This window comes from Streptomyces sp. CC208A (assembly GCF_030010625.1).
Taxonomy (GTDB): Bacteria; Actinomycetota; Actinomycetes; order Streptomycetales; family Streptomycetaceae; genus Streptomyces.
Genome location: NZ_JASCXN010000037.1, coordinates 22,277 through 40,315, shown reverse-complemented (window position 1 = coordinate 40,315; position 18,039 = coordinate 22,277). Strand labels below are relative to the sequence as shown.

Here is an 18,039-nt window from a genome sequence, read left to right as displayed (position 1 = left end):
ACGGGCCACCGTACTGGACCCCGCCCGAGGATGAGCGGATTACACGATCGGTACCATCGGGGCCATGCCGCATCAGGCGTCCTCGTACGACCCCACTCCCCTTTCGCCCCGCCCACCGGATAGAATCGAACACTTGAACGGGCAGCGGGCAGCGGGCAGCGGGCAGCGGGCAGCGGGCAGCGGGCAGCGGGCAGCGGGCAGCGGGCAGCGGGCAGCGGGCAGCGGGCAGCGGGCAGCGGGCAGCGGGTCGTGCTGGTCGCCGTGCGTTCCGCCGTGGCGCTGCACCGGCTCCTCGACGTCCTGCCCGTCTTCCACGGTGACCACCGGATCGTCACCCGCTTCACCCTGATGCCCGGTTCGGACTTCGGCGTCGACGCCCTCGCGGCGCTGGAGCGGGCGGGCGTTCGGACCCTGCCGTGGGAGGAGGCCCTCCACGCCCGGCACGACCTGGTTCTCGCCGCCAGCCCCAAGGGCGGTCTCCACCGTCTCTCCGGCCGCCGCGTCCTGCTGCCCCATGGGGCCGGTTTCAACAAGTCGGTCGACGACGGTGCGCCGGGGGTGCCGTCCGGTCTCGACCCCTCCTACCTGCTCGCCGACGGCACGCCCTGGGCCGATCTCCACGCCCTGGCCCACGGGGACCAGGTCGCCCGCCTGGAGAGCCGGAGTCGCCTGGCGGCGAGCCGGGGCGTCGTCGTGGGCGACCCCACCCTGGACCGCTTCCTGGCCTCGGTCCCGTACCGCGAGGAGTACCGGACGGCTCTGGGGACCGGCGCTCGCCGACTCGTGGTCCTGGCCTCCACCTGGGGCCGGGAGTCGCTTCTCGTCCGCCGCCCGGGGCTCGCCGCCGAGCTCACGGCGCTCCTGCCGTACGACGCGTACCAGTTCGCCCTCGCCCTGCACCCCAACGAGCACAGCAGGATCGGCTCGTTCGACCTCTCGGGCCGACTCGCGCCCGCCCTCTCGGCAGGGCTGATTCTCGCCGGGCCGTACGAGGAGTGGGCGGCCGTCCTGGTCGCCGCCGACGCCGTGGTGACCGACCACGGCTCCGCCGCTCTCTACGCCGCGGCGCTGGGAACGCCGGTGGTCAACGCCTACGACGGCGGCGGGGAGGTCCTGCCCGGCAGTCCGGGGGCGCGGCTTCTGGACGCCGCTCCGAGGCTGACGGCCGCCGCCCGCCTGGAGGCCGCTCTCGACGCCGCGTCGTCCGTCGACACCCGTCCTCACGCGGCGCGGGCGTTCACCCCGCAGGGGCAGGCGCTGGCGCGGCTGCGCGCGCACCTCTACCGCCTGCTCGGGCTGAGCCCCCTTTCGGAGGACGGCCCGGACGCCCGGGCGTTCCCCCGGCCTTCGGCGCCGTCCCGTCGGCCGCCGGCCTTCGCCGTGCGGATCCGCGTGGCGGGTGACACGGTCTCCGTGACGCGTGTCCCGGCCCGCACGCGCGAGGCGTTCCACCACCTCTGCGCGGAGTTCCCCGCCGCGGGCCCGCGTCATCTGCAGAGCGCCGGCGTGCTCTGGCGCCGGGCGGGGACGGACACCGCGTCGGGTCCCCTCGCCGCGTGGACCGCGGAGGGCTGGACGGAACGGGCCCTGGAGGAGTACCCCGGCTGCCGTACGGCGGCGGCTGTTCTCGACCGGAGGCGCATCCTGGTCCGGCACCGGTCGGCGGGGGTGTTCACCGCCCGGGTGGAACCGGACCGGAGCGGTGGCCGTGCCTCGTACCCCGACCCGTCGGCCGTGGTCTCGGCGGTCCACGCCCGGCTGGGCGACGCGCGGACGGGCCCGGTGCCCGGCATGACGCTGGTGTGCGACACCGGGCCCGTGGCCGTCCGCGTACACCTGGACACGGCGCACGCGGACGACCTGCTCTACGAGCTCTGAGCGCCGTCGGCGGGGGCTCCGTCGGCCTCGGCGGTGAGGCGGCGTGCCGCCGCGCGGTGCGCTTCGGCGTCCGCGGGGTCACCGTTCGCCTCCGCCAGGAGCGCCAGCTCCTCCAGGACGCGGATCTCGTCCGTACGCGAACCGCGGCGGCGGGCGCCGTCGAGGGCGGCGCTCACCAGGGGGTGGGCCTCCCCCGGCCTGCCCGCGAGCCGCAGAGCGCGCCCCAGCTCGAACCCGGCGCGCGAGGTCATCCGTTCGCGCTGCTGCTCGACCGCGCTCGTGTACGCCTCTTCGAGGTGGGCGATCGCCTCGTGGGGGGCGCCGCTCCGCAGGGCGGTCCGTCCCAGCAGGTAGGTCTGGAGCAGCACGCCGTACGTGTTGCCGATCTCCCGGTGCGCGTCCCTCGCCGTCGTGAAGTCGGCGGCGGCGCCGGTCCAGTCCTCGGTCTCCGCCCGCAGGAGGCCGCGGAACTCGATGGTCGAAGCCCTGAGTTTCCGCTCCGCGAGGGACTCCCCCAGGGACTCGGCCGCGCGCAGGGCGTGCCGCAGCTGCTCGGCGGCGTCCTCGTACCGTCCCTGTTCCCACAGCGGACGGGCCAGCTGGCACCGCATCCTGATCATGGCGGGCAGGTGTTCGGCCTGGTCGGCCGCCTCCACGCCGGTCCGGAAGGCGTCGATGGTGTCCGCGTAGTGCGGGTGGTCGAGGAAGTGGGTCCACAGTGGCTCGCACAGCGCCCAGGCGTCCTCGTCCAGCCCCGCTTCGAAGGCCAGGGTGACGCTCCCGTACAGGGCGAGGCGCTGCGACTCCAGCCACCGCAGCGCCTCCGGCTTGCCGCGGAACACGACGTCGGGGACGTCTTCCCCGGCCGCGTCGGGCGTCCCGGCGAAGGTCATGCGCGGGCCCGCCGCGAGCAGATCCGCCCGGGCGGCCTGGCGCCGGTACCACGTGATGACGCGGCGGCGGGCCCGCGCGCGCTCCTCCCCTTCCGGGTCGTGCCGTCGCGCGCGGCGCTCGGCGTGCCCCCGCAGGAGGTCGTGCATCCGCCATCCGCCCTCTCCCCTGCTGTCCAGCAGGGCGGCGGATTCGAGCTCTTCCAGGGTGTCGGCCGCCTCGTCGGGGCCGCGGGCGAGCAGGGCCGCGGCGGGCAGTTCCTCGATCCTGGGTCCCGGCAGCTCCGGCAGCAGCCGGTACAGGCGGGCGGCTTCCGCGGTGAGGCCCTCGTACGCGGCGTCCCAGACGGCCTCGACCATGGGGATGCCCTTCGTGTGCAGTTCCGCCGTGAGCTCGTCGACCAGCCGGGACAGGCTCCGTCTGCGGTACTTGCGCACCCACTGGCCGGCCACCTGCAGCGCGGCCGGCAGGCCGCCGCACCCTTCGGCGAGTCGGGCGGCGGCCTCCGGTTCACCCGTGAGGCGGGGGTCGTCCACCAGGTGCGTCAGCAGGCGCGCCGCGTCGTCCGGGTGGAGCGGGTCGACCGTGACCTCGACGGCGGCGGTGCCGTCGAGGTCGTACAGGGCGCCCTGGCTGGTGACGAGGAGCATGCTCCGGTCGGACGCGGGAAGGAGCGGTGTCACCTCGCTGCCGGATCTGGCGTTGTCCACGACCACGAGCAGGCGCTTGTCCCGTGTGCGGCTCCACCACTGCTTCGTGCGGCCGGCGAAGGAACGCTCCAGCCGCTCCGGGGAGTGGCCGAGCCCCGTCAGCAGTTCGCCGACGGCGTCGGCGACTTCGACGGAGCCGTCCCGCCGGAGGTCGTCCAGGTCCAGGTAGAGCACCCCGTCCTTGTAACGGTCCGCCAGTCCGCGTGCCACGTGGAATCCGAGGGCCGTCTTCCCCACCCCGCCCATGCCGGTGAGCGCGACGACGAGAGGACCGGTGCCGGTGGCGTGGTCCTCGATCGCCCGGGTGATGCGCCCCTGTTCGTCGTGCCGGTTCTCGAACCAGCGGAGCGCCGGGGGGAGTTGGAGCGGGACGGGTGGCGCCTGCGACAGCTCCACGCCGTGCAGGTGCTGGTGCAGTTCCCCTATGCGGCCGGCCTGTACGACGACCTCGGCACGTCCGTCCAGACTGTTGCGCGTCTCCTCCGCCATGCGACAACAGTAGGGCGTACGAGGCGAGCTGACGGACCGACGGGTGCTGTCGGCCTTGGCGAGGAATCGCCCCCGGGGCAGCCGTTCACCGCTCTAAACTGGGGATCCGCGACACAGACCGAGGGGGACGGACGTGGATCCGATCACGGCGGCCGCGCTGGCGGCACTGGCGGGCAGCATCGGTTCCGAGGCGGGACGCAACGCGTGGCTCGGGCTCACGGCCCTGGTCCGGCGGCCTTTCCGCCGCGGGTCCGCACAGGGAGCCGAAGACGAGCAAGTCCCGTCGATCAGTTCGGGCGAGGCGGAGCTCACGGCTCTGGAGGACGCGCCCGCCGATGATGTCCGGGCCCAGGCACTCGCCACGGCCCTGGGCGTACGCGCCGCTCTGGACGGCGAGTTCCGGGCGTGCCTCGACGAGTGGTGGGGGCAGGTGCAGACGGCGCAGGGCTGCACCGTCCACAACAGCGTCAGCGGTGACGTGAAGGACAGCACCGTGGTTCAGGGCCGGGACTTCTCCCACCTCACGTTCACCATGAACCGGTCGGCGGCCGCGCCCGGCCAGGAGCGGTGAAGGGTCACGCGGAGAGCTTTCCGTCGGCCATGGTCAGGACGCGGTGGCAGAGGTGCCGGACGGCGGTCCTGTCGTGCGAGATGAACAGGAGGGCGAGGCCCAGTTCGTCCTGAAGGTCCATCAGGAGGTTGAGGACCGCGGCCCGCCGGGAGGGATCGAGGGCGGAGGTCGGTTCGTCGAGCACGAGGAGCTCCGGGCGGGTGGCGAGGGCCCGTGCGATGCCGACGCGCTGGCACTGGCCGCCCGAGAGTTCGTACGGCCGCCTGGCGCCGTGGGAGGCGTCCAGGCCTACCGCGGACAGGAGTTCCGCCACCCTGGCCGGGCCCGTCTCCGCCGTCCAGAGGCCGTGGAGCCGGAGCGGCTCGGCGATCTGGTCGCGGACGCGCCGCCGGGGGCTGAGGGCGCCGTACGGGTCCTGGAAGACCGGCTGGAACCTGGCCCGTAGCGGGCGCAGTTCCCGCTCGCGCAGGGTGGTCAGCTCGATGCCGTCGAAGCGCACGGATCCCGCTGCGGGACGCAGCAGCCGCAGGACGGCGGCGGCCGTGGTCGTCTTCCCGCAGCCGGACGGGCCCACGAGGCCGACGGTCTCGCCGGCCGCGACGTCGAAGCCGATCCGGTCGACGGCCGTCCGTTCCCCGAACCGCACGACGAGGTCGCGTACGTGGAGGAGGGGGAGGGTGGTCATGCCGTCTCCTGTACGGGGTGGTGACAGGCGACCCGCAGGCCGTCGACGCTTCGGAGGAGGGGTTCCTCGGTCCGGCAGCGGTCGGTGGCGGCGGGGCAGTGCGGGGCGAAGGCGCAGCCCTGCCCGGGTGTGCCGGTGAGGTCGAGGGCGGGGAGGCGGGAGCGGTGGGGCAGGTCGGGGGTGGGCAGCGAGGCGAGGAGGGCCCGGGTGTACGGGGCGGCGGGGCGGCTCAGGACGCGTTCCGCGGGGCCGAGTTCGGCGATGCGGCCGGCATGCATCACGGCCACCCGGTCGGCGTGGCACCGTACGGACTCCAGATCGTGGCTGACGAGGAGGAGCGCCGCCCCCGCCGCCGCGCATCGCTCGCGCAGGAGGGCGAGGACCTGCTCCCGCCGGTCCGGGTCGAGTGCCGTGGTCGGCTCGTCGGCCACGACGAGCCGGGGGCCGTTGACAAGTGCCGTCGCGATCACGGCCCGCTGCCGCATGCCGCCCGACAGCATGTGCGGGTACGAGGCGGCCGCTTCCGGCGGGAGGCCGACGGCCGCCAGCGCACGCCGCGCGGCCGTCCGGGCCTCGGCACGGTCCGCGCCCCGCACGGATCGGACCGCGGCGGCGAGCTGGTCCTCCACGCGGTGGACCGGTGAAAGGGCGGACAGGGAGTCCTGGGGGATCCAGGCGAGGACGCGGCCGAGGTCGGTGGGCGTGACCGGTGCGCCGCGCAGCAGGACGCGGCCGGTGACGGCGGCGTCGGCCGGTACCAGAGCGAGCAGGGAGCGGGCGACGAGGGACTTCCCGGCGCCGGACTCGCCGACCAGGGCCAGTACTTCGCCCGCGTACACCTCCAGGGAGACACCGCGCACGGCCTCGGTTCCGGGGAAGGAGACGCGCAGGGAGTCGACGGTGAGGAGCGGTTCACTGGGCGGGGGTGGCAAGGGGGGTCTTTCCTTCGGTGTGGACAGAGGTGGGGGCGGGGCGGGCGGGACGGAGTCGTACGGCGGTGTGCGAGAGCCGGACGGCGAGTACGGTGAGGAGGCCGAGGGCCACCACCGGTGCGAGTGCGGCGACGGGGGCCCGTTCGACGTAGTCGGCCGACTCGTCGAGGAGCAGGCCCCATTCCGGTGAGGGCGGCTGGGCGCCGAGGCCGAGGAAGCCGAGCGAGGCGAGGGCGAGGGCGACGCCGGGGAGCCGTAGCATCGCGTGGCGGGCGACCGGGCCCGCCACGGCGGGCAGGACGTGCCGGGTCGCGATCCAGAACGGGCTCGCGCCGAGGGCGCGTTGGGCCTGGAGGAAGCGGGAGGCGCGCAGTTCCTGGGCGAGTGCCGCGGCGTGCGCGGCGAGCGGCGGCCAGGAGACCAGTGTCACGGCGAGGGCCGCGGCGGCCGTGCCAGGGCCGGTCACGGCCGCGACGACCATCCCCACGATCACCGGTGGCAGGGCGTTGGCGACCTCCGCGAGGCCGGCCGCGGTGCCCGGCAGGAAGCCGAGGGCGAGGGCGGTCAGCCAGCTCAGGCCGGTCACGGCGGCGGCCGTGCCGACGGTGGTGGCGGCGCCGTGCCCGAGGCGGGCCAGGACGTCCCGGCCGAGTGCGTCCGCGCCGAGCGGGTGCGCGGCCGACGGCCCGGCGAGGCGGGCCGTGAGGTCCACCGCGTACGGGTCACGGAGCAGCCCCCATGTGACGACGGCGGCGAGCAGGCCGGCGAGGGCCAGGAGGACGGCGGGGGATCCGCGGTGCGGCAGCGGTGCGGGAAGGCTCAGGGCCGCCTCGCGCAGCGCCGGTCCGAGGAGCCCGCGCCGCACGGCGGCGGCCGCGCCGCCGGCCAGGAGGCCGAGGGCGAGGAGCGCGAGCACGCAGCCCTGGAGCAGCGGGAGGTCCTGGGCCTTCGCGGCGCCGAGTGCCGTCCGGCCGATGCCGGGGACGGCGAAGACCGTCTCGACGGCCACGGCGCCGCCGGTCAGTCCGACGGCGACCATCCCGAACTGGGGCAGCAGCGAGGGCAGCGCGCGGCGGAGCGCGGCCCGGACGATCCTGGCCCTGCCGACGCCGGCGCCGCGCCACAGCTCGGCCCAGCGCTCCGCCAGGACGGCGGGGAGCGCGTCGGCGACGAGCCGTCCGAGGAGCGCGCCGCCGGGCAGGCCGAGGGCGAGCGCGGGCAGCACCAGATGGGCCGGTCCTGCCCAGCCGGAGGTCGGCGCGAGACCGAGCCACACGCCGGCGACGATCAGGAGGACGAGGGAGAGCAGGAACTCGGGCAGCGAGGCGAGGACCGCGGCGGCCGTCCCGGCGGTCGCCCTGCCGCGGAGGCAGACCGGTGCGGCGAGGACCGCGGCGAGGGCGAGGGCGACGGCGAGGGCCGCGCCCATGAGGGTCAGGGAGGCGCCGAGGCCCGAAAGGACGGCCGGCAGCACCTCGGCCCCGGAGACCCAGGAGGTGCCGAGGTCTCCGCGGAGCACTCCGCCGGCCCAGTCGCCCAGGAGGCCGAGCGGCCCCGCGTCCAGACCGAGGTCGGCCCGGATCGCGGCCAGTGCCTCGGGGGTGGGCTCCTGCTCCGCCGACCGGGCGCGGAGCAGGGCGAGGGCCGGGTCCTTCCCGGACAGCCAGGGCAGCAGTCCGAGGACGGTGACGAGACCGCCGAGGGCGGCCGCGCGTCCGAGGACGGCCGCGCCGGCTGTCCGCCCGCGTGGACCGGGGCCGGTGGTCCGCTTCGACCGGTCCGTCCGATCGGCGGCGGGTGTCGGTCGGTTCATCGGACGTGGGTGGCGGCGGTCACGAGTTCGCGTTCGCGCGGGTCGCGGGCTGCTCCCACGACGCCGGGCGCCTCGCCCTGGATGACGCGTTCGTGCAGCAGCGGGACGGCCGCGTCCGAGGCGAGTACGGCGGCCTCCGCGTCGATCAGTGCCCGGCGGCGGGCCTCTCCGGGGGCGATCGCGGCGGCCTTGTCGAGGGCCCGGTCGACGGCCGGGTCCGCGAGCTGGGCGATGTTGAAGGAGCCGTCGGCGGCGAAGTCGCTGTAGAGGTACGCGGCGGGGTCGCCGGAGTCGAGGACGGTGGCCCGGGAGAGGACGAAGGCGTCGAACTTCCCTGCCAGCGCGTCGGCTTCGATCATGGCGTACTCGCGGATGTCCAGCCGTACCGTGAACCCGGCCTTCTGGAGCTGCTGTTGGAGGAGCTGGGCGACCTCGGGCAGTTCGGCCCGGTCGGTGAAGGTGCCGAGGGTGAGGGTGGTGCCCGGGGGCACGGTGGCGCCGGCGGTCTTCCGGATCGGCTCGCGCAGCTTCGCCGCCCAGGGCAGCGCCGGGCCGAGGAGGCCGGTGGCGAGGTCGGCCCGGCCCTCGTACACGCCGGCGACCAGGGCGCGGGCGTCGACGGCCGTGCGGGCGGCGGCGCGCAGGGCCGGGTCCTTGAACGGGCCGCGGCTGGTGTTGAGGTACAGGGTGTTCGTCCGCGGCATGGCGACCTCGGCGATCCGTTCCGGATCGAGGAGGCTCGCCTGGGAGACGGGGACGGCCTCGACGATGTCGGCCTCGCCGCTGCGCAGGGCCGCCGCCCGGGCGGTGCCGTCGGGGACGTACCGCACGTCGATGCCGGCGGCCTTCGCCCGGTCGCCCCAGTAGCCGTCGTACCGGTCGAGGGTGGCGGAGGCGGTGCCGTCGGCCCGGACGAGCACGAAGGGGCCGGTGCCGGCGCCGACGGGGTTCACCCGGCCGTCCCGGTACGCCTTGGCGGCGAGGATCGACAGCTGTGGCGAGCTCAGTCTCTGGGGCAGGAGCGGGTCGGTGTCCGCCGTGGTCACGGTGAGGGTGCGGGGGCCGGTGGCGTGGGCCGTGAGGGTGACGCCGTCGAGGATGCGGGGCTTGGGCGAGGCCTGGGCGGCGGCGGTGAGGGAGCGGGCGGCGGCCTCGGCGGTCAGGGGGGTGCCGTCGTGGAAGGTGACGCCGTCGCGGAGGGTGAGGGTCCAGGTGCGGCCGGACCGGTGCCAGGCGGTGGCGAGCGAGGGGACGGCGTCGCCGTTCGCGTCGAGCCTGATCAGGGTCTCCGCCGTGGACCACCGGGAGAGCTTGAAGGCGTCGTCGGAGAGCGGCGAGAGCCCGGAGCGCGGCGGCTGCATCATCGCGACCCGTACGCGGCCGTCGCGCGCCGACCCGTCCTTCGCGGTCCCGGCGGCCGGGCCGGTGGCCGGGCCTGCGAAGCAGCCGGACGCCAGGACCGCCGTCGCGGTGGCGAACGCCGTCGCGGCGAACGCGCGGTGGAGAGAGCGGCGGGATATGCGGCGGGGTGGGGGCAGCTGGGGCACAGTGAGATCTTTTCTACGTTCAGTCGCCGGGGTGAGGATCGGCGGGGAGCCGGCCGGTCGGCCGGCTCCCCGGATCGAGGCGCCGAGTTCTGTGGGAGGAGGGGCTGTTCGGTTGTCGTCAGCGGCTGGCGTAGGGCAGGAGGGCCATCTCGCGGGCGTTCTTGATGGCGGTGGCGAGGGCGCGCTGCTGCTGGGCGGTCACGCGGGTGACGCGGCGGCTGCGGATCTTGCCCCGGTCGGAGATGAACTTGCGCAGCAGGTCGGTGTCCTTGTAGTCGATGTAGGTGATGCCGGCCGCGTCGAGGGGGTTGGGGCGGGACTTGACGGGCTTGCGGGGGTCGGGACGTCGGGCCATCGCGGGGTCTCCTTGGGTGGGGTGTTTCTCGGGGGTGGTCAGGCGGCGTCGAGGAGGGCGTCGAAGGCGGCGGGCAGGTGCTTCCACGCCTCGGGCCCCGAGGCGTACTCCGCGTCCGTCAGGAGGCAGGAGTCCAGGAGCCGTTCCAGGCCGTCGCGGTCGAGTCCTGGCGAGGTGAAGACGAGGTGCTGGCAGCAGTCGCCGTGCTCGGGGTGCCAGTCGAGCGCGGCCGCCGCGCGGCGCACGGCGGGAACCATCTCCCAGGCCGCGTCGGGCAGGGACGCCAGCCAGGGACCGGCGTTCTCCACGCACAGCGCTCCGCCGGCGGCGTCCCAGGCGAGCAGGGTGTCGGGGCGGTCGGCGAGCCAGAACCGGCCGCGGCTGCGGGCGGCGGCACAGCACAGGTCCTCCAGCGCCTGGTAGAGCCGTTCCGGGTGGAACGGGCGGTGCCGACGCCAGACGAAGGTGGCGACCCCCGCCTCGTCCGCCTCCTGGGGCAGCAGCGCGCACGCGGGGTGCTGGGCGGCCGCCGCGGCCTCGACATCGAAGCCGGCGAGGGCGATCCGGGCGAGTTCGGCGGAGGTCGCCGGTACCCGGAGGGCGGTGGGGTGCAGCTGGGCGAGGAGGGCGCGGTCCTCGTCGTCGGCCTCGTCGTTGTCGACGACGGCGAGGACGGGGGCGTACTCCAGCTGGCGGGCCCAGGTGTCGCCGACGGTCCGCCGGTCGGTGGCGGCGGCCGCGAGGCCGGCTTCCGACAGGTCGTCGCCGTTGGCGAGGCAGGGCAGGACGAGGGCGGGGTCCACGGCGGTGATCACGTTCGTCAGGACCAGACGGTCTCCGCCGTGTCCTGCGATCACCTCGGCCATGGCCTTGGGCTCGACCGAGTCCCACAGTTCGACCACGGCGAGACGGGTCGAGCCGTCGTCGGCCATCCGCTCGAGTTCGGGGACGAGGTCCTCGCGCAGGGCGCAGCAGGCGCAGTCGTTGACCAGGGGCGCCTCGCCCCGGGAGAGGGTGCCGGCGGCGTCGCGGATCAGCCGGAGGACGCTGCCGTCGGGTGCCCCCGTCAGGTCGTGGTGCAGGGCGACGCTGCCGGGGACGGCCTTCAGGAGGCGGTCGACGACCTCGGTCCTGGCCTCGGCGTGCAGGCCGGCGACGATGACGACGGGGAGCTGGTGCTCGTGACGCATCACCGGGCTCCGTAGCGGCGCTGGAACTTCTCGACGCGCCCGGCGGTGTCGAGGACGCGCGCGGTGCCCGTGTAGAAGGGGTGGCTGGCGGAGGAGATCTCCACGTCGACGACGGGGTAGGTGTTGCCGTCCTCCCATTCGACCGTCTTGTCGCTGGTCATCGTCGACCGGGTGAGGAAGGCGGTTCCGGAGGCGGAGTCGCGGAAGACGACGGGCTCGTAGGCGGGGTGGATTCCGGGCTTCACAGAAGGACCTTTCGGCGGTGTGTGTACGGGAGTGGGGTGCGGGATCAGCGCTCTTCGCGGAAGTCCACGTGCCGGCCGACGACGGGGTCGTACTTGCGCAGCACCAGGCGGTCGGGGTCGTTGCGCCGGTTCTTGCGGGTGACATAGGTGAAGCCGGTGCCCGCCGTGGAGCGGAGCTTGATGACCGGACGGATCTCGTTGCGTGCCATGGCGGCTAGCATATGGGAACGATTTCCATTACCAACACGCCCCTGGGGCGGGAAAGGCGGCTGCCCCCGTGTCAGCCCACTGCCAACTGACCGGCGCCAAGCCCGGTTTCGGCAACAACATCTCCCACTCGCACCGGCGCACCTCGCGCCGCTTCGACCCGAACATCCAGCGCAAGCGCTACTGGCTGCCCAGCGAGGGGCGGTACGTCCGTCTGACCCTGAGCGCCAGGGCGATCAAGACCGTGGACACGATCGGCATCGAAGCCGCCGTGGCCCGGATCCGCGCGCGAGGGGTGAAGGTCTGATGGCGAAGAAGAGCAAGATCGCGCAGAACGAGAAGCGCAAGGCAATCGTCGAGCGGTACGCCGCCCGGCGGGCCGAACTGAAGGAGATCATCCGCCGCCCGTCCTCCACCGCGGCCGAACGCGAGGCCGTTCAGGCGGAGTTGCGCCGACAGCCGCGCGACGCCAGCGCCACCCGCGTACGCAACCGCGACAGCGTGGACGGGCGCCCGCGGGGATATCTGCGCACGTTCGGACTCTCGCGCGTACGGACGCGGCAGCAGGCGCATGCCGGGTTCCTGCCGGGAGTGACCAAGTCGTCCTGGTAGGGAGCGACTTCCCCGCACGCCCGGCCTCGCCGGGTGACGGCGGAGGGCGAGCCGTGGCCACGCCATTGAAAATGGTTGCCATGAGCGCTTAAGGTCGGCTCTGTCCGCGTGGGGCACCCCGGGCCCGCGAGGGGGACCGGGGTGCCGCACGCGGGCACCCCGAAGGCCGCTCCGGAGGGCGAGGACCGGGTCCGTGCGGAGTCGTTTTGAAAATGGGATCCATTTTCATGTATCTTCTCCGTGTCAGAACCGACCGAGGAGTCTCACGATGGCCGTCCCCAAGCGGAAGATGTCCCGCAGCAACACCCGCCACCGCCGCGCCCAGTGGAAGGCGACCACGCCCCAGCTGGTGCCGGTCACCGTCGACGGCGTGGTGCACCAGGTCCCGCAGCGCCTGGTGAAGGCGTACGAGCGCGGCCTCATCCGCCCGGAGGGCTGAGCGGCTCATGGCGTCCACCGACCGGCTGCCCGTCACCGTCCTCTCGGGGTTCCTCGGGGCCGGGAAGACCACGCTGCTCAACCATGTGCTCGGCAATCGCGAAGGGCTGCGGGTCGCGGTCATCGTCAACGACATGAGCGAGGTCAACATCGACGCCGCGCTCGTGCGCGGCGGCGAGGCGGCCCTGTCCCGCACCGAGGAGCGTCTGGTCGAGCTGACCAACGGGTGCATCTGCTGCACCCTCCGCGACGACCTGCTCGAAGAGGTCGACCGACTGGCCCGCGAAGGGCGGTTCGACTATCTGCTCATCGAGTCCAGCGGCATCTCCGAGCCCCTGCCGGTCGCCGCGACGTTCTCCTTCCCCCGGGACGACGGGGCCACGCTCGGCGACCTCGCCCGCCTGGACACGATGGTGACCGTCGTGGACGCCGCCGGCTTCCTGCCGGAGCTCGACGGCGGCGACGAGCTCGTCGCGCGCGGCCTGGACCAGTACGAGGACGACGAGCGCACCGTCAGCGATCTCCTCATGGACCAGGTCGAGTTCGCGGACGTCATCGTCCTCAACAAGCTCGACCTGGTCGGGCCCGAGGAGGCCCGGCGGCTGCGCGCCACGCTCTCCCGGCTCAACCCGGCGGCGCGGATCGTCCCCGCCGTACGCGGGCGGGTACCCCTCGAACACGTCCTGGGAACCGGCCTGTTCGACGTGGAGAAGGCGCAGCAGGCCCCCGGCTGGGTGAGGGAGCTCAACGGCGACCACGTGCCGGAGACCGAGGAGTACGGCATCTCGTCGCTGGTGTTCCGTTCCGATCTGCCCTTCCACCCTGGCCGGTTGTGGACCTTCGTCACCAAGGGTCTCGACAGCGGCACGTTCGGGCGCGTCCTGCGTTCCAAGGGGTTCTTCTGGCTCGCCAGCCGGCCCCGGGTGACCGGGCTGTGGTCCCAGGCCGGCGCCGTCGCCCGGTTCGAACCGTCCGGCGCCCGCGGTCCGGAGACCGCACAGGGCCAGGAGCTGGTCTTCATCGGTACGGGCCTGCGTGCCGACGCTCTCCGTGCGGCCCTCGACGCCTGTCTGCTGACACCGGGCGAGGCCGTTCCCGCCGACGACGACTTCCCCGCGTGGGAGACGTACGGCATCGAGGACGCCTGCGAGCACGAGCACGCGGCCTGACATCCCAGCCCCTCCTGACTCCGGGCCGGACGGTGGTCGCAGCCACGGCACCGTCCGGCCCGGCCCGTGTCATCGGCGCGCCGGTCCGCCCGCCTTCGTCCGCCGGGTGAAGGGCCACACGAGCCGCGAGGAGCGGGACCGGGCCCTGGCCGAGGCCCGTGCCGAGCAGGGTGCCGGTCGTGGGGGTGCGGTCCGTGCCGACCGGGCAAGGACGACAGCGGCCGCGCTCCGCGCCACCCCTAGGACGCTTTGAGAACTACGCCCAAGGGCGCAGTCCGCCTGTGGCTCGGGACTGATCCGTGGAGGCGGAGCGGGGCATAACCTGCTGCCGGAACTTGATCATCCATGTCGAGGAGAGACAGCATGGACACCATCGCGCCGGTATCTCTGGTCACGGGCGCCAACCGGGGAATCGGCCGGGAGACCGCACGTCAGCTCGCCGCGCTCGGCCACACCGTGCTGCTGTGCGCCCGCCGCCCGGAGGACGCCGAACGGGCCGTCGCCGGTCTGGCTCCCGGCGTGTCCGGCACGCTGCTGCCCCGCCGACTGGACGTGACCGACGCCGACGGCGTCCGGGTCCTCGCCCGCGAGGTGGAGGCGGAGTTCGGGCGCCTCGACGTCCTCGTCAACAACGCCGCCATCGACTACGACAGCGATCGGCGCGCGGTCTCCGCCGACCTCGACGAGGTCGGCCGCACGCTGGAGACCAACCTCTTCGGGGCCTGGCGGACCGCGCAGGCGTTCCTGCCGCTGCTGCGCCGCTCGGCCCACCCCCGTCTGGTGAACGTCTCCAGCGAGTCGGGCTCCCTGGAGCACATGACGGGCGGAACCCCCGCCTACGGGGTCTCGAAGGCGGCCCTCAACGCCCTCACCCGCAAGCTCGCCGACGAACTGCGCGCCGAGCGGATCCTGGTCAACGCCGTCTGCCCGGGGTGGATCGCCACCGACATGGGAGGTCCGGGCGGCGGGCCCGTCGAGCAGGGCGCCGCCGGTGTCGTCTGGGCCGCCACCCTGCCCGACTCCGGCCCCACCGGAGGGTTCTTCCGGGACGGCGAACCGCTGGCCTGGTAGAGACGGAGTCCGCGTCACGCCGTTCGGCCGTGTGGCGGGCGGCGAGCACGCAGGCGTTCTCGTGGCCGGGCCGGTCGTGGTGGTGCCGTACGCGGAGCCGGGCAGTGGGCCGCGGGACCTGGCCGGGCTCCGGTCCTCCGCTCTTCCGACCGTCCCCCGCGCTCGCCTCCTTCGTCCGGCGGGCCGGGTGTGGGACGGTGAGGGCATGCCGGTTCCCGTGATTCTCGACTGCGATCCCGGTCACGACGACGCCTTCAACATCCTGCTGGCCGCCGCGCACCCCGCGGTCGAACTGCTCGCGATCACCACCGTCGCGGGCAACCAGACGCTGGAGAAGACCACGCTCAACGCCCGCCGGGTCTGTTCGGCGGCCGGCATCCGGGGCGTGCCGATCGCCGCGGGCCGGGACCGTCCGCTGCACGGGCCGCGCCGGATCGCCGAGAACATCCACGGCGAGTCCGGCCTGGACGGACCCGGCTTCGGAGCGGGCGAGCCGGACGTGCCGCAGGACCCGCGGGACGCCCTCACCCTCATCCGGGACACCCTGCTCGCGCACCCGGCGCCGGTGACGCTCGTACCGACCGGGCCGCTCACCAACATCGCGGTCTTCCTGCTCGCCCATCCCGAGCTCGCCGGGCGGATCGAGCGGATCGTGCTCATGGGCGGCTCCACGGGGCGCGGCAACGCCACGCCCGCGGCCGAGTTCAACATCCTGTGCGATCCGGAGGCGGCGGACATCGTCTTCCGCAGCGGTCTGCCGGTGACGATGTTCGGCCTCAACGCGACCCACCAGGTACGGGCCACCGCCGAGGTCGTCGCCCGGATCGCCGCGCTCGGCACCCCGCTGAGCGGCCTCTGCGTCGACCTGCTCACCTACTTCGCGGCCACCTACCGCGAGGTGTACGGCTTCGACGCGCCGCCGCTGCACGATCCGCTCACCGTCGCCCACCTGATCGACCCGTCGCTGGTCAGCCTGGTGCGGGCGGCGGTGACAGTGGAGCTGAACGGCACGCTCACGCGGGGCGCGACGGTGGTGGACCTGTACGGGGTGACGGGTCGGCCCGCCGAGACCGACGTCGGCATGGAGGTCGACACGGAAGGGTTCTGGGACCTGATCGTGGAGGCCGTACGCACGTTGGGCGGCTCCGCGGGCCGGTCCTAGGCGGGGGCGGTCGTCGAGAGGGACGGATCGCCTCCGGCGGGGGCGAGGGCGTCGAGGGACTCGGGCCCGGTCCGGCCTCCGTCGACGGTGAGGGTCCGGCCGGTGATGAACGCCGCCTCGTCCGAGGCCAGGAAGCCCACGGCGTGGGCGATGTCCACGGTCTCCCCCAGCCTGCCCAGCAGGGTCGGGGCCGTCATCCTCCGCAGGTGGCCCTCGCCCGGCTCCCCCAGGCCCTCGGTGCGGACGTTCCCGGGGAGCACGGCGTTGACCGTGATGCCCAGCGGGGCCGGTTCCAGCGCCGCGCCGCGCGGGAACCCGAGCCGGCCGGCCTTGCTCGCCCCGTAGTGCGACCAGCCGGTGCACCCGGGGTGAGGGAGGAGGTGAGGACGAGACGTCCGCCGGTGGAGCGGGCCAGGCCTGCGGCGACCTCGCGGGCCGTCGCCCTGGCCCGGCCGGTCAGGGGCACCGCCGCTCCGCGGCGGGCGAAGAACCCGGCGATGCCACGTTCGTCACACAGGCGGTGCCCTGCCCGGGGAGCCACGGGCGGGGCACCGTCTCAGCGGGTCAGCGGCTCGGCGCGGGTCAGCACGTGACCCAGTAGCCCGGAGAGGTCTCCTTGATGGTGCTGCTGGTGGCGAGGTTCCAGAGGCCGAGGTTCTGGTTGGAGCCGTTGGCGTAGGTGTAGCCGCCGGACTGATGGGCCCGGCCGGCCTGGGTGTGGGCGTAGTTGTCGGCCGTCACGCAGGTCGGGGCTCCGGTGGTGGTGGCGGTGATCGTGCCGGATCTGGTGCCGGGCGTGCCGGAGGCGTCGACGGCGGCGACGGTGTAGCCGTAGGTCGTGCCGGGGGTCAGGCCGGTGTCCGTGTACGTGGTGCCGGTCACCGGGGCGCTGTTGATCCTGGTGCCGTCGCGGTACACCTCGTACGACGCCGCGCCCGGGACGGCGTTCCAGGACAGCGAGGCGCTCGTGGCCGTCGTGGCGGTGACGGTCGGTCCGGTGGGGGCGGGGAGCGTGGCCGGGGTGCCGGTGGTGCTGTCGGCGCCGAGCGCCTTGACCATGTTCATCACGGCCTTCATCTGCGGGCCGCTCTTCTGGGCGTAGTCGGCCGACTTGTACCCCCACCAGTCCCAGCAGCCGCGCGGGTTGCCGGTCATGGTGGTGGTCTGCGGGTAGAGGACGATCATGTCGTTGGTGTCGGCGTACTCGTTGAGGTAGCCCTTGTCCATGAGGGCGTTGCCGACCAGTCCGAAGTACTGGTAGCAGCCGTGGAGGGTGACCATCAGCTTGCAGGAGGCGCCGGTCTGGCAGGACCGGGGGACGTAGGCGAAGCCCTCGTCGCCCATGCTGATCGCGCTCGGGCTGCCGCCCGGGGTGTAGGTGCTCTGGGCGAACCGGACGAGGGTGCCGGTCAGGGCCAAAAAGGTGGCGGGCTTCACGCTGCCGAACAGGTGGGTCAGCATGTCCTTCACCGGGTCGCCGCCGCAGTTGTTGACGTAGGGCGAGCTCGTGGAGGAGCAGGAGTTGGGGCCGATCGGGCTGACCCAGGCGTGGCCGGAGGAGGACGTGTTGTCGTAGACCACCTGGGCGCCGAAGTCGCGGTAGTAGGTGGCGAGGTCGTCGTTGACGGGCGCCTTGACGGTCGTGTCGTTGGTGCCGTGGAAGAGCCAGACCTTGTCGCCCGCCAGGTTGGCGACCGGGTCGACCTTGCCGGCGGCGGCCCGGTCGCGGGTCAGCTGCTCCAGCTGGGCCGGCGTCTTGCGGGTCTTGAAGGTGTCCATGCAGGCGTACAGGGCCGTGTTGAGGCTGTTCTGGGCGCAGTCGTAGGGGCCGGCCGAGAAGATGCCCGCGCCCTTGAAGACATCGGAATGGGCGACGTGCAGCTGGTTGGCCATGAACCCGCCGGACGAGAGCCCGCTCACGTACGCCGCGCTGATGTCGTACCGCTGCAGCGGGCCCGGGGTCGGCGCCGGGACGGCCGCTGTCGCGCCGCCGACGGTCGTCGTGGCAATGCCGACGGCCGCCAGAACGGCCACGAGGAGTTGTCTGATTTTCATGTTGCGCCTCCCGGCAGGT

Annotated in this window: 18 protein-coding genes and 1 pseudogene; 8 read left to right on the top strand and 11 right to left on the bottom strand. The window is 73.9% G+C overall.

Going from position 1 to position 18,039, the window contains the following annotated elements:
• Positions 1 to 249 precede the first annotated feature (249 nt).
• Positions 250 to 1,878, top strand: a complete 1,629-nt coding sequence (locus QK442_RS30400; RefSeq protein ID WP_282697305.1) for a translation initiation factor 2 — start codon at positions 250 to 252, stop codon at positions 1,876 to 1,878.
• Here the strand turns inward: QK442_RS30400 and QK442_RS30395 are convergent.
• On the bottom strand, positions 1,866 to 3,968 hold the full coding sequence (locus tag QK442_RS30395) for an NB-ARC domain-containing protein (RefSeq protein WP_282697304.1): 2,103 nt from the start codon (positions 3,966 to 3,968) through the stop codon (positions 1,866 to 1,868). The genes QK442_RS30400 and QK442_RS30395 overlap by 13 nt on opposite strands.
• 133 nt (positions 3,969 to 4,101) lie before the next feature.
• On the opposite strand from QK442_RS30395, the gene QK442_RS30390 reads away from it, so the two are divergent.
• A complete protein-coding gene (locus QK442_RS30390; RefSeq protein WP_282697303.1) occupies positions 4,102 to 4,539 on the top strand; it encodes a hypothetical protein in 438 nt (145 codons plus the stop codon).
• Between the two features lie 4 nt (positions 4,540 to 4,543).
• Here the strand turns inward: QK442_RS30390 and QK442_RS30385 are convergent, their stop codons facing one another.
• The 8 genes from QK442_RS30385 to rpmG all read right to left on the bottom strand — a co-directional run bounded on the left by QK442_RS30385 (position 4,544) and on the right by rpmG (position 11,515).
• Entirely contained in the window at positions 4,544 to 5,224 is a 681-nt protein-coding gene (locus QK442_RS30385; RefSeq protein WP_282697302.1) for a dipeptide/oligopeptide/nickel ABC transporter ATP-binding protein, read from the bottom strand.
• Positions 5,221 to 6,156, bottom strand: coding sequence for an ABC transporter ATP-binding protein (locus QK442_RS30380; RefSeq protein ID WP_282697301.1), 936 nt, complete (start codon positions 6,154 to 6,156; stop codon positions 5,221 to 5,223). The genes QK442_RS30385 and QK442_RS30380 overlap by 4 nt, the downstream gene beginning before the upstream one ends.
• Positions 6,137 to 7,969 carry an ABC transporter permease subunit gene (locus QK442_RS30375; protein WP_282697300.1) on the bottom strand — a complete coding sequence of 611 codons (1,833 nt, stop codon included), beginning with the start codon at positions 7,967 to 7,969 and terminating at the stop codon, positions 6,137 to 6,139. Before QK442_RS30375 ends, QK442_RS30380 begins: the two co-directional genes overlap by 20 nt.
• Positions 7,966 to 9,507: an ABC transporter substrate-binding protein gene (locus QK442_RS30370; RefSeq protein WP_282697326.1), complete on the bottom strand. Its 1,542-nt coding sequence runs from the start codon at positions 9,505 to 9,507 to the stop codon at positions 7,966 to 7,968. The genes QK442_RS30375 and QK442_RS30370 overlap by 4 nt, the downstream gene beginning before the upstream one ends.
• A gap of 127 nt (positions 9,508 to 9,634) precedes the next feature.
• Complete coding sequence (gene rpsR, locus QK442_RS30365; RefSeq protein WP_041132233.1) at positions 9,635 to 9,871, bottom strand: 30S ribosomal protein S18; 237 nt, start codon at positions 9,869 to 9,871, stop codon at positions 9,635 to 9,637.
• A gap of 38 nt (positions 9,872 to 9,909) precedes the next feature.
• Positions 9,910 to 11,061, bottom strand: coding sequence for a GTP-binding protein (locus QK442_RS30360; RefSeq protein ID WP_282697299.1), 1,152 nt, complete (start codon positions 11,059 to 11,061; stop codon positions 9,910 to 9,912).
• On the bottom strand, positions 11,061 to 11,306 hold the full coding sequence (locus QK442_RS30355; protein WP_041132231.1) for a type B 50S ribosomal protein L31: 246 nt from the start codon (positions 11,304 to 11,306) through the stop codon (positions 11,061 to 11,063). Before QK442_RS30355 ends, QK442_RS30360 begins: the two co-directional genes overlap by 1 nt.
• Before the next feature lie 44 nt (positions 11,307 to 11,350).
• A complete protein-coding gene (rpmG, locus tag QK442_RS30350) occupies positions 11,351 to 11,515 on the bottom strand; it encodes a 50S ribosomal protein L33 (RefSeq protein ID WP_099198435.1) in 165 nt (54 codons plus the stop codon).
• A gap of 68 nt (positions 11,516 to 11,583) precedes the next feature.
• On the opposite strand from rpmG, the gene rpmB reads away from it, so the two are divergent.
• From rpmB to QK442_RS30320, 6 genes are all read left to right on the top strand, one after another.
• Positions 11,584 to 11,820 (top strand): 50S ribosomal protein L28, encoded by a 237-nt coding sequence (rpmB, locus tag QK442_RS30345; RefSeq protein ID WP_282697298.1) that lies wholly within the window; start codon positions 11,584 to 11,586, stop codon positions 11,818 to 11,820.
• Positions 11,820 to 12,125 (top strand): 30S ribosomal protein S14, encoded by a 306-nt coding sequence (gene rpsN, locus QK442_RS30340; protein ID WP_282697297.1) that lies wholly within the window; start codon positions 11,820 to 11,822, stop codon positions 12,123 to 12,125. Before rpmB ends, rpsN begins: the two co-directional genes overlap by 1 nt.
• Positions 12,126 to 12,393: 268 nt before the next feature.
• Positions 12,394 to 12,564: a 50S ribosomal protein L32 gene (gene rpmF / locus QK442_RS30335; protein WP_282697296.1), complete on the top strand. Its 171-nt coding sequence runs from the start codon at positions 12,394 to 12,396 to the stop codon at positions 12,562 to 12,564.
• Between the two features lie 7 nt (positions 12,565 to 12,571).
• Positions 12,572 to 13,732 carry a GTP-binding protein gene (locus QK442_RS30330; RefSeq protein WP_282697295.1) on the top strand — a complete coding sequence of 387 codons (1,161 nt, stop codon included), beginning with the start codon at positions 12,572 to 12,574 and terminating at the stop codon, positions 13,730 to 13,732.
• A gap of 363 nt (positions 13,733 to 14,095) precedes the next feature.
• Complete coding sequence (locus tag QK442_RS30325; RefSeq protein ID WP_282697294.1) at positions 14,096 to 14,803, top strand: SDR family oxidoreductase; 708 nt, start codon at positions 14,096 to 14,098, stop codon at positions 14,801 to 14,803.
• Positions 14,804 to 15,008: 205 nt separating this feature from the next.
• The gene (locus QK442_RS30320) at positions 15,009 to 15,965 is read left to right on the top strand and encodes a nucleoside hydrolase (RefSeq protein WP_282697293.1); all 957 of its coding nucleotides are present in this window, start codon (positions 15,009 to 15,011) and stop codon (positions 15,963 to 15,965) included.
• Here the strand turns inward: QK442_RS30320 and QK442_RS30315 are convergent.
• Together QK442_RS30315 and QK442_RS30310 are read right to left on the bottom strand one after the other, a co-directional pair.
• A pseudogene (locus QK442_RS30315) lies at positions 15,962 to 16,267 on the bottom strand (SDR family oxidoreductase); the annotation flags it as partial. The gene QK442_RS30320 and the pseudogene QK442_RS30315 overlap by 4 nt on opposite strands.
• A 280-nt stretch (positions 16,268 to 16,547) precedes the next feature.
• The gene (locus tag QK442_RS30310; RefSeq protein WP_282697292.1) at positions 16,548 to 18,020 is read right to left on the bottom strand and encodes a PHB depolymerase family esterase; all 1,473 of its coding nucleotides are present in this window, start codon (positions 18,018 to 18,020) and stop codon (positions 16,548 to 16,550) included.
• Positions 18,021 to 18,039: the final 19 nt, after the last annotated feature.

Bases quoted from the DNA above. Each gene is read 5' to 3' on its own strand.
- QK442_RS30395 (WP_282697304.1), bottom strand. From the start codon at position 3,968: ATGGCGGAGGAGACGCGCAACAGTCTGGACGGACGTGCCGAGGTCGTC.
- QK442_RS30385 (WP_282697302.1), bottom strand. From the start codon at position 5,224: ATGACCACCCTCCCCCTCCTCCACGTACGCGACCTCGTCGTGCGGTTC.
- QK442_RS30375 (WP_282697300.1), bottom strand. From the start codon at position 7,969: ATGAACCGACCGACACCCGCCGCCGATCGGACGGACCGGTCGAAGCGG.
- rpsR (WP_041132233.1), bottom strand. From the start codon at position 9,871: ATGGCCCGACGTCCCGACCCCCGCAAGCCCGTCAAGTCCCGCCCCAAC.
- QK442_RS30360 (WP_282697299.1), bottom strand. From the start codon at position 11,061: ATGCGTCACGAGCACCAGCTCCCCGTCGTCATCGTCGCCGGCCTGCAC.
- rpmG (WP_099198435.1), bottom strand. From the start codon at position 11,515: ATGGCACGCAACGAGATCCGTCCGGTCATCAAGCTCCGCTCCACGGCG.
- rpsN (WP_282697297.1), top strand. From the start codon at position 11,820: ATGGCGAAGAAGAGCAAGATCGCGCAGAACGAGAAGCGCAAGGCAATC.
- rpmF (WP_282697296.1), top strand. From the start codon at position 12,394: ATGGCCGTCCCCAAGCGGAAGATGTCCCGCAGCAACACCCGCCACCGC.
- QK442_RS30330 (WP_282697295.1), top strand. From the start codon at position 12,572: ATGGCGTCCACCGACCGGCTGCCCGTCACCGTCCTCTCGGGGTTCCTC.
- QK442_RS30325 (WP_282697294.1), top strand. From the start codon at position 14,096: ATGGACACCATCGCGCCGGTATCTCTGGTCACGGGCGCCAACCGGGGA.
- QK442_RS30320 (WP_282697293.1), top strand. From the start codon at position 15,009: ATGCCGGTTCCCGTGATTCTCGACTGCGATCCCGGTCACGACGACGCC.
- QK442_RS30310 (WP_282697292.1), bottom strand. From the start codon at position 18,020: ATGAAAATCAGACAACTCCTCGTGGCCGTTCTGGCGGCCGTCGGCATT.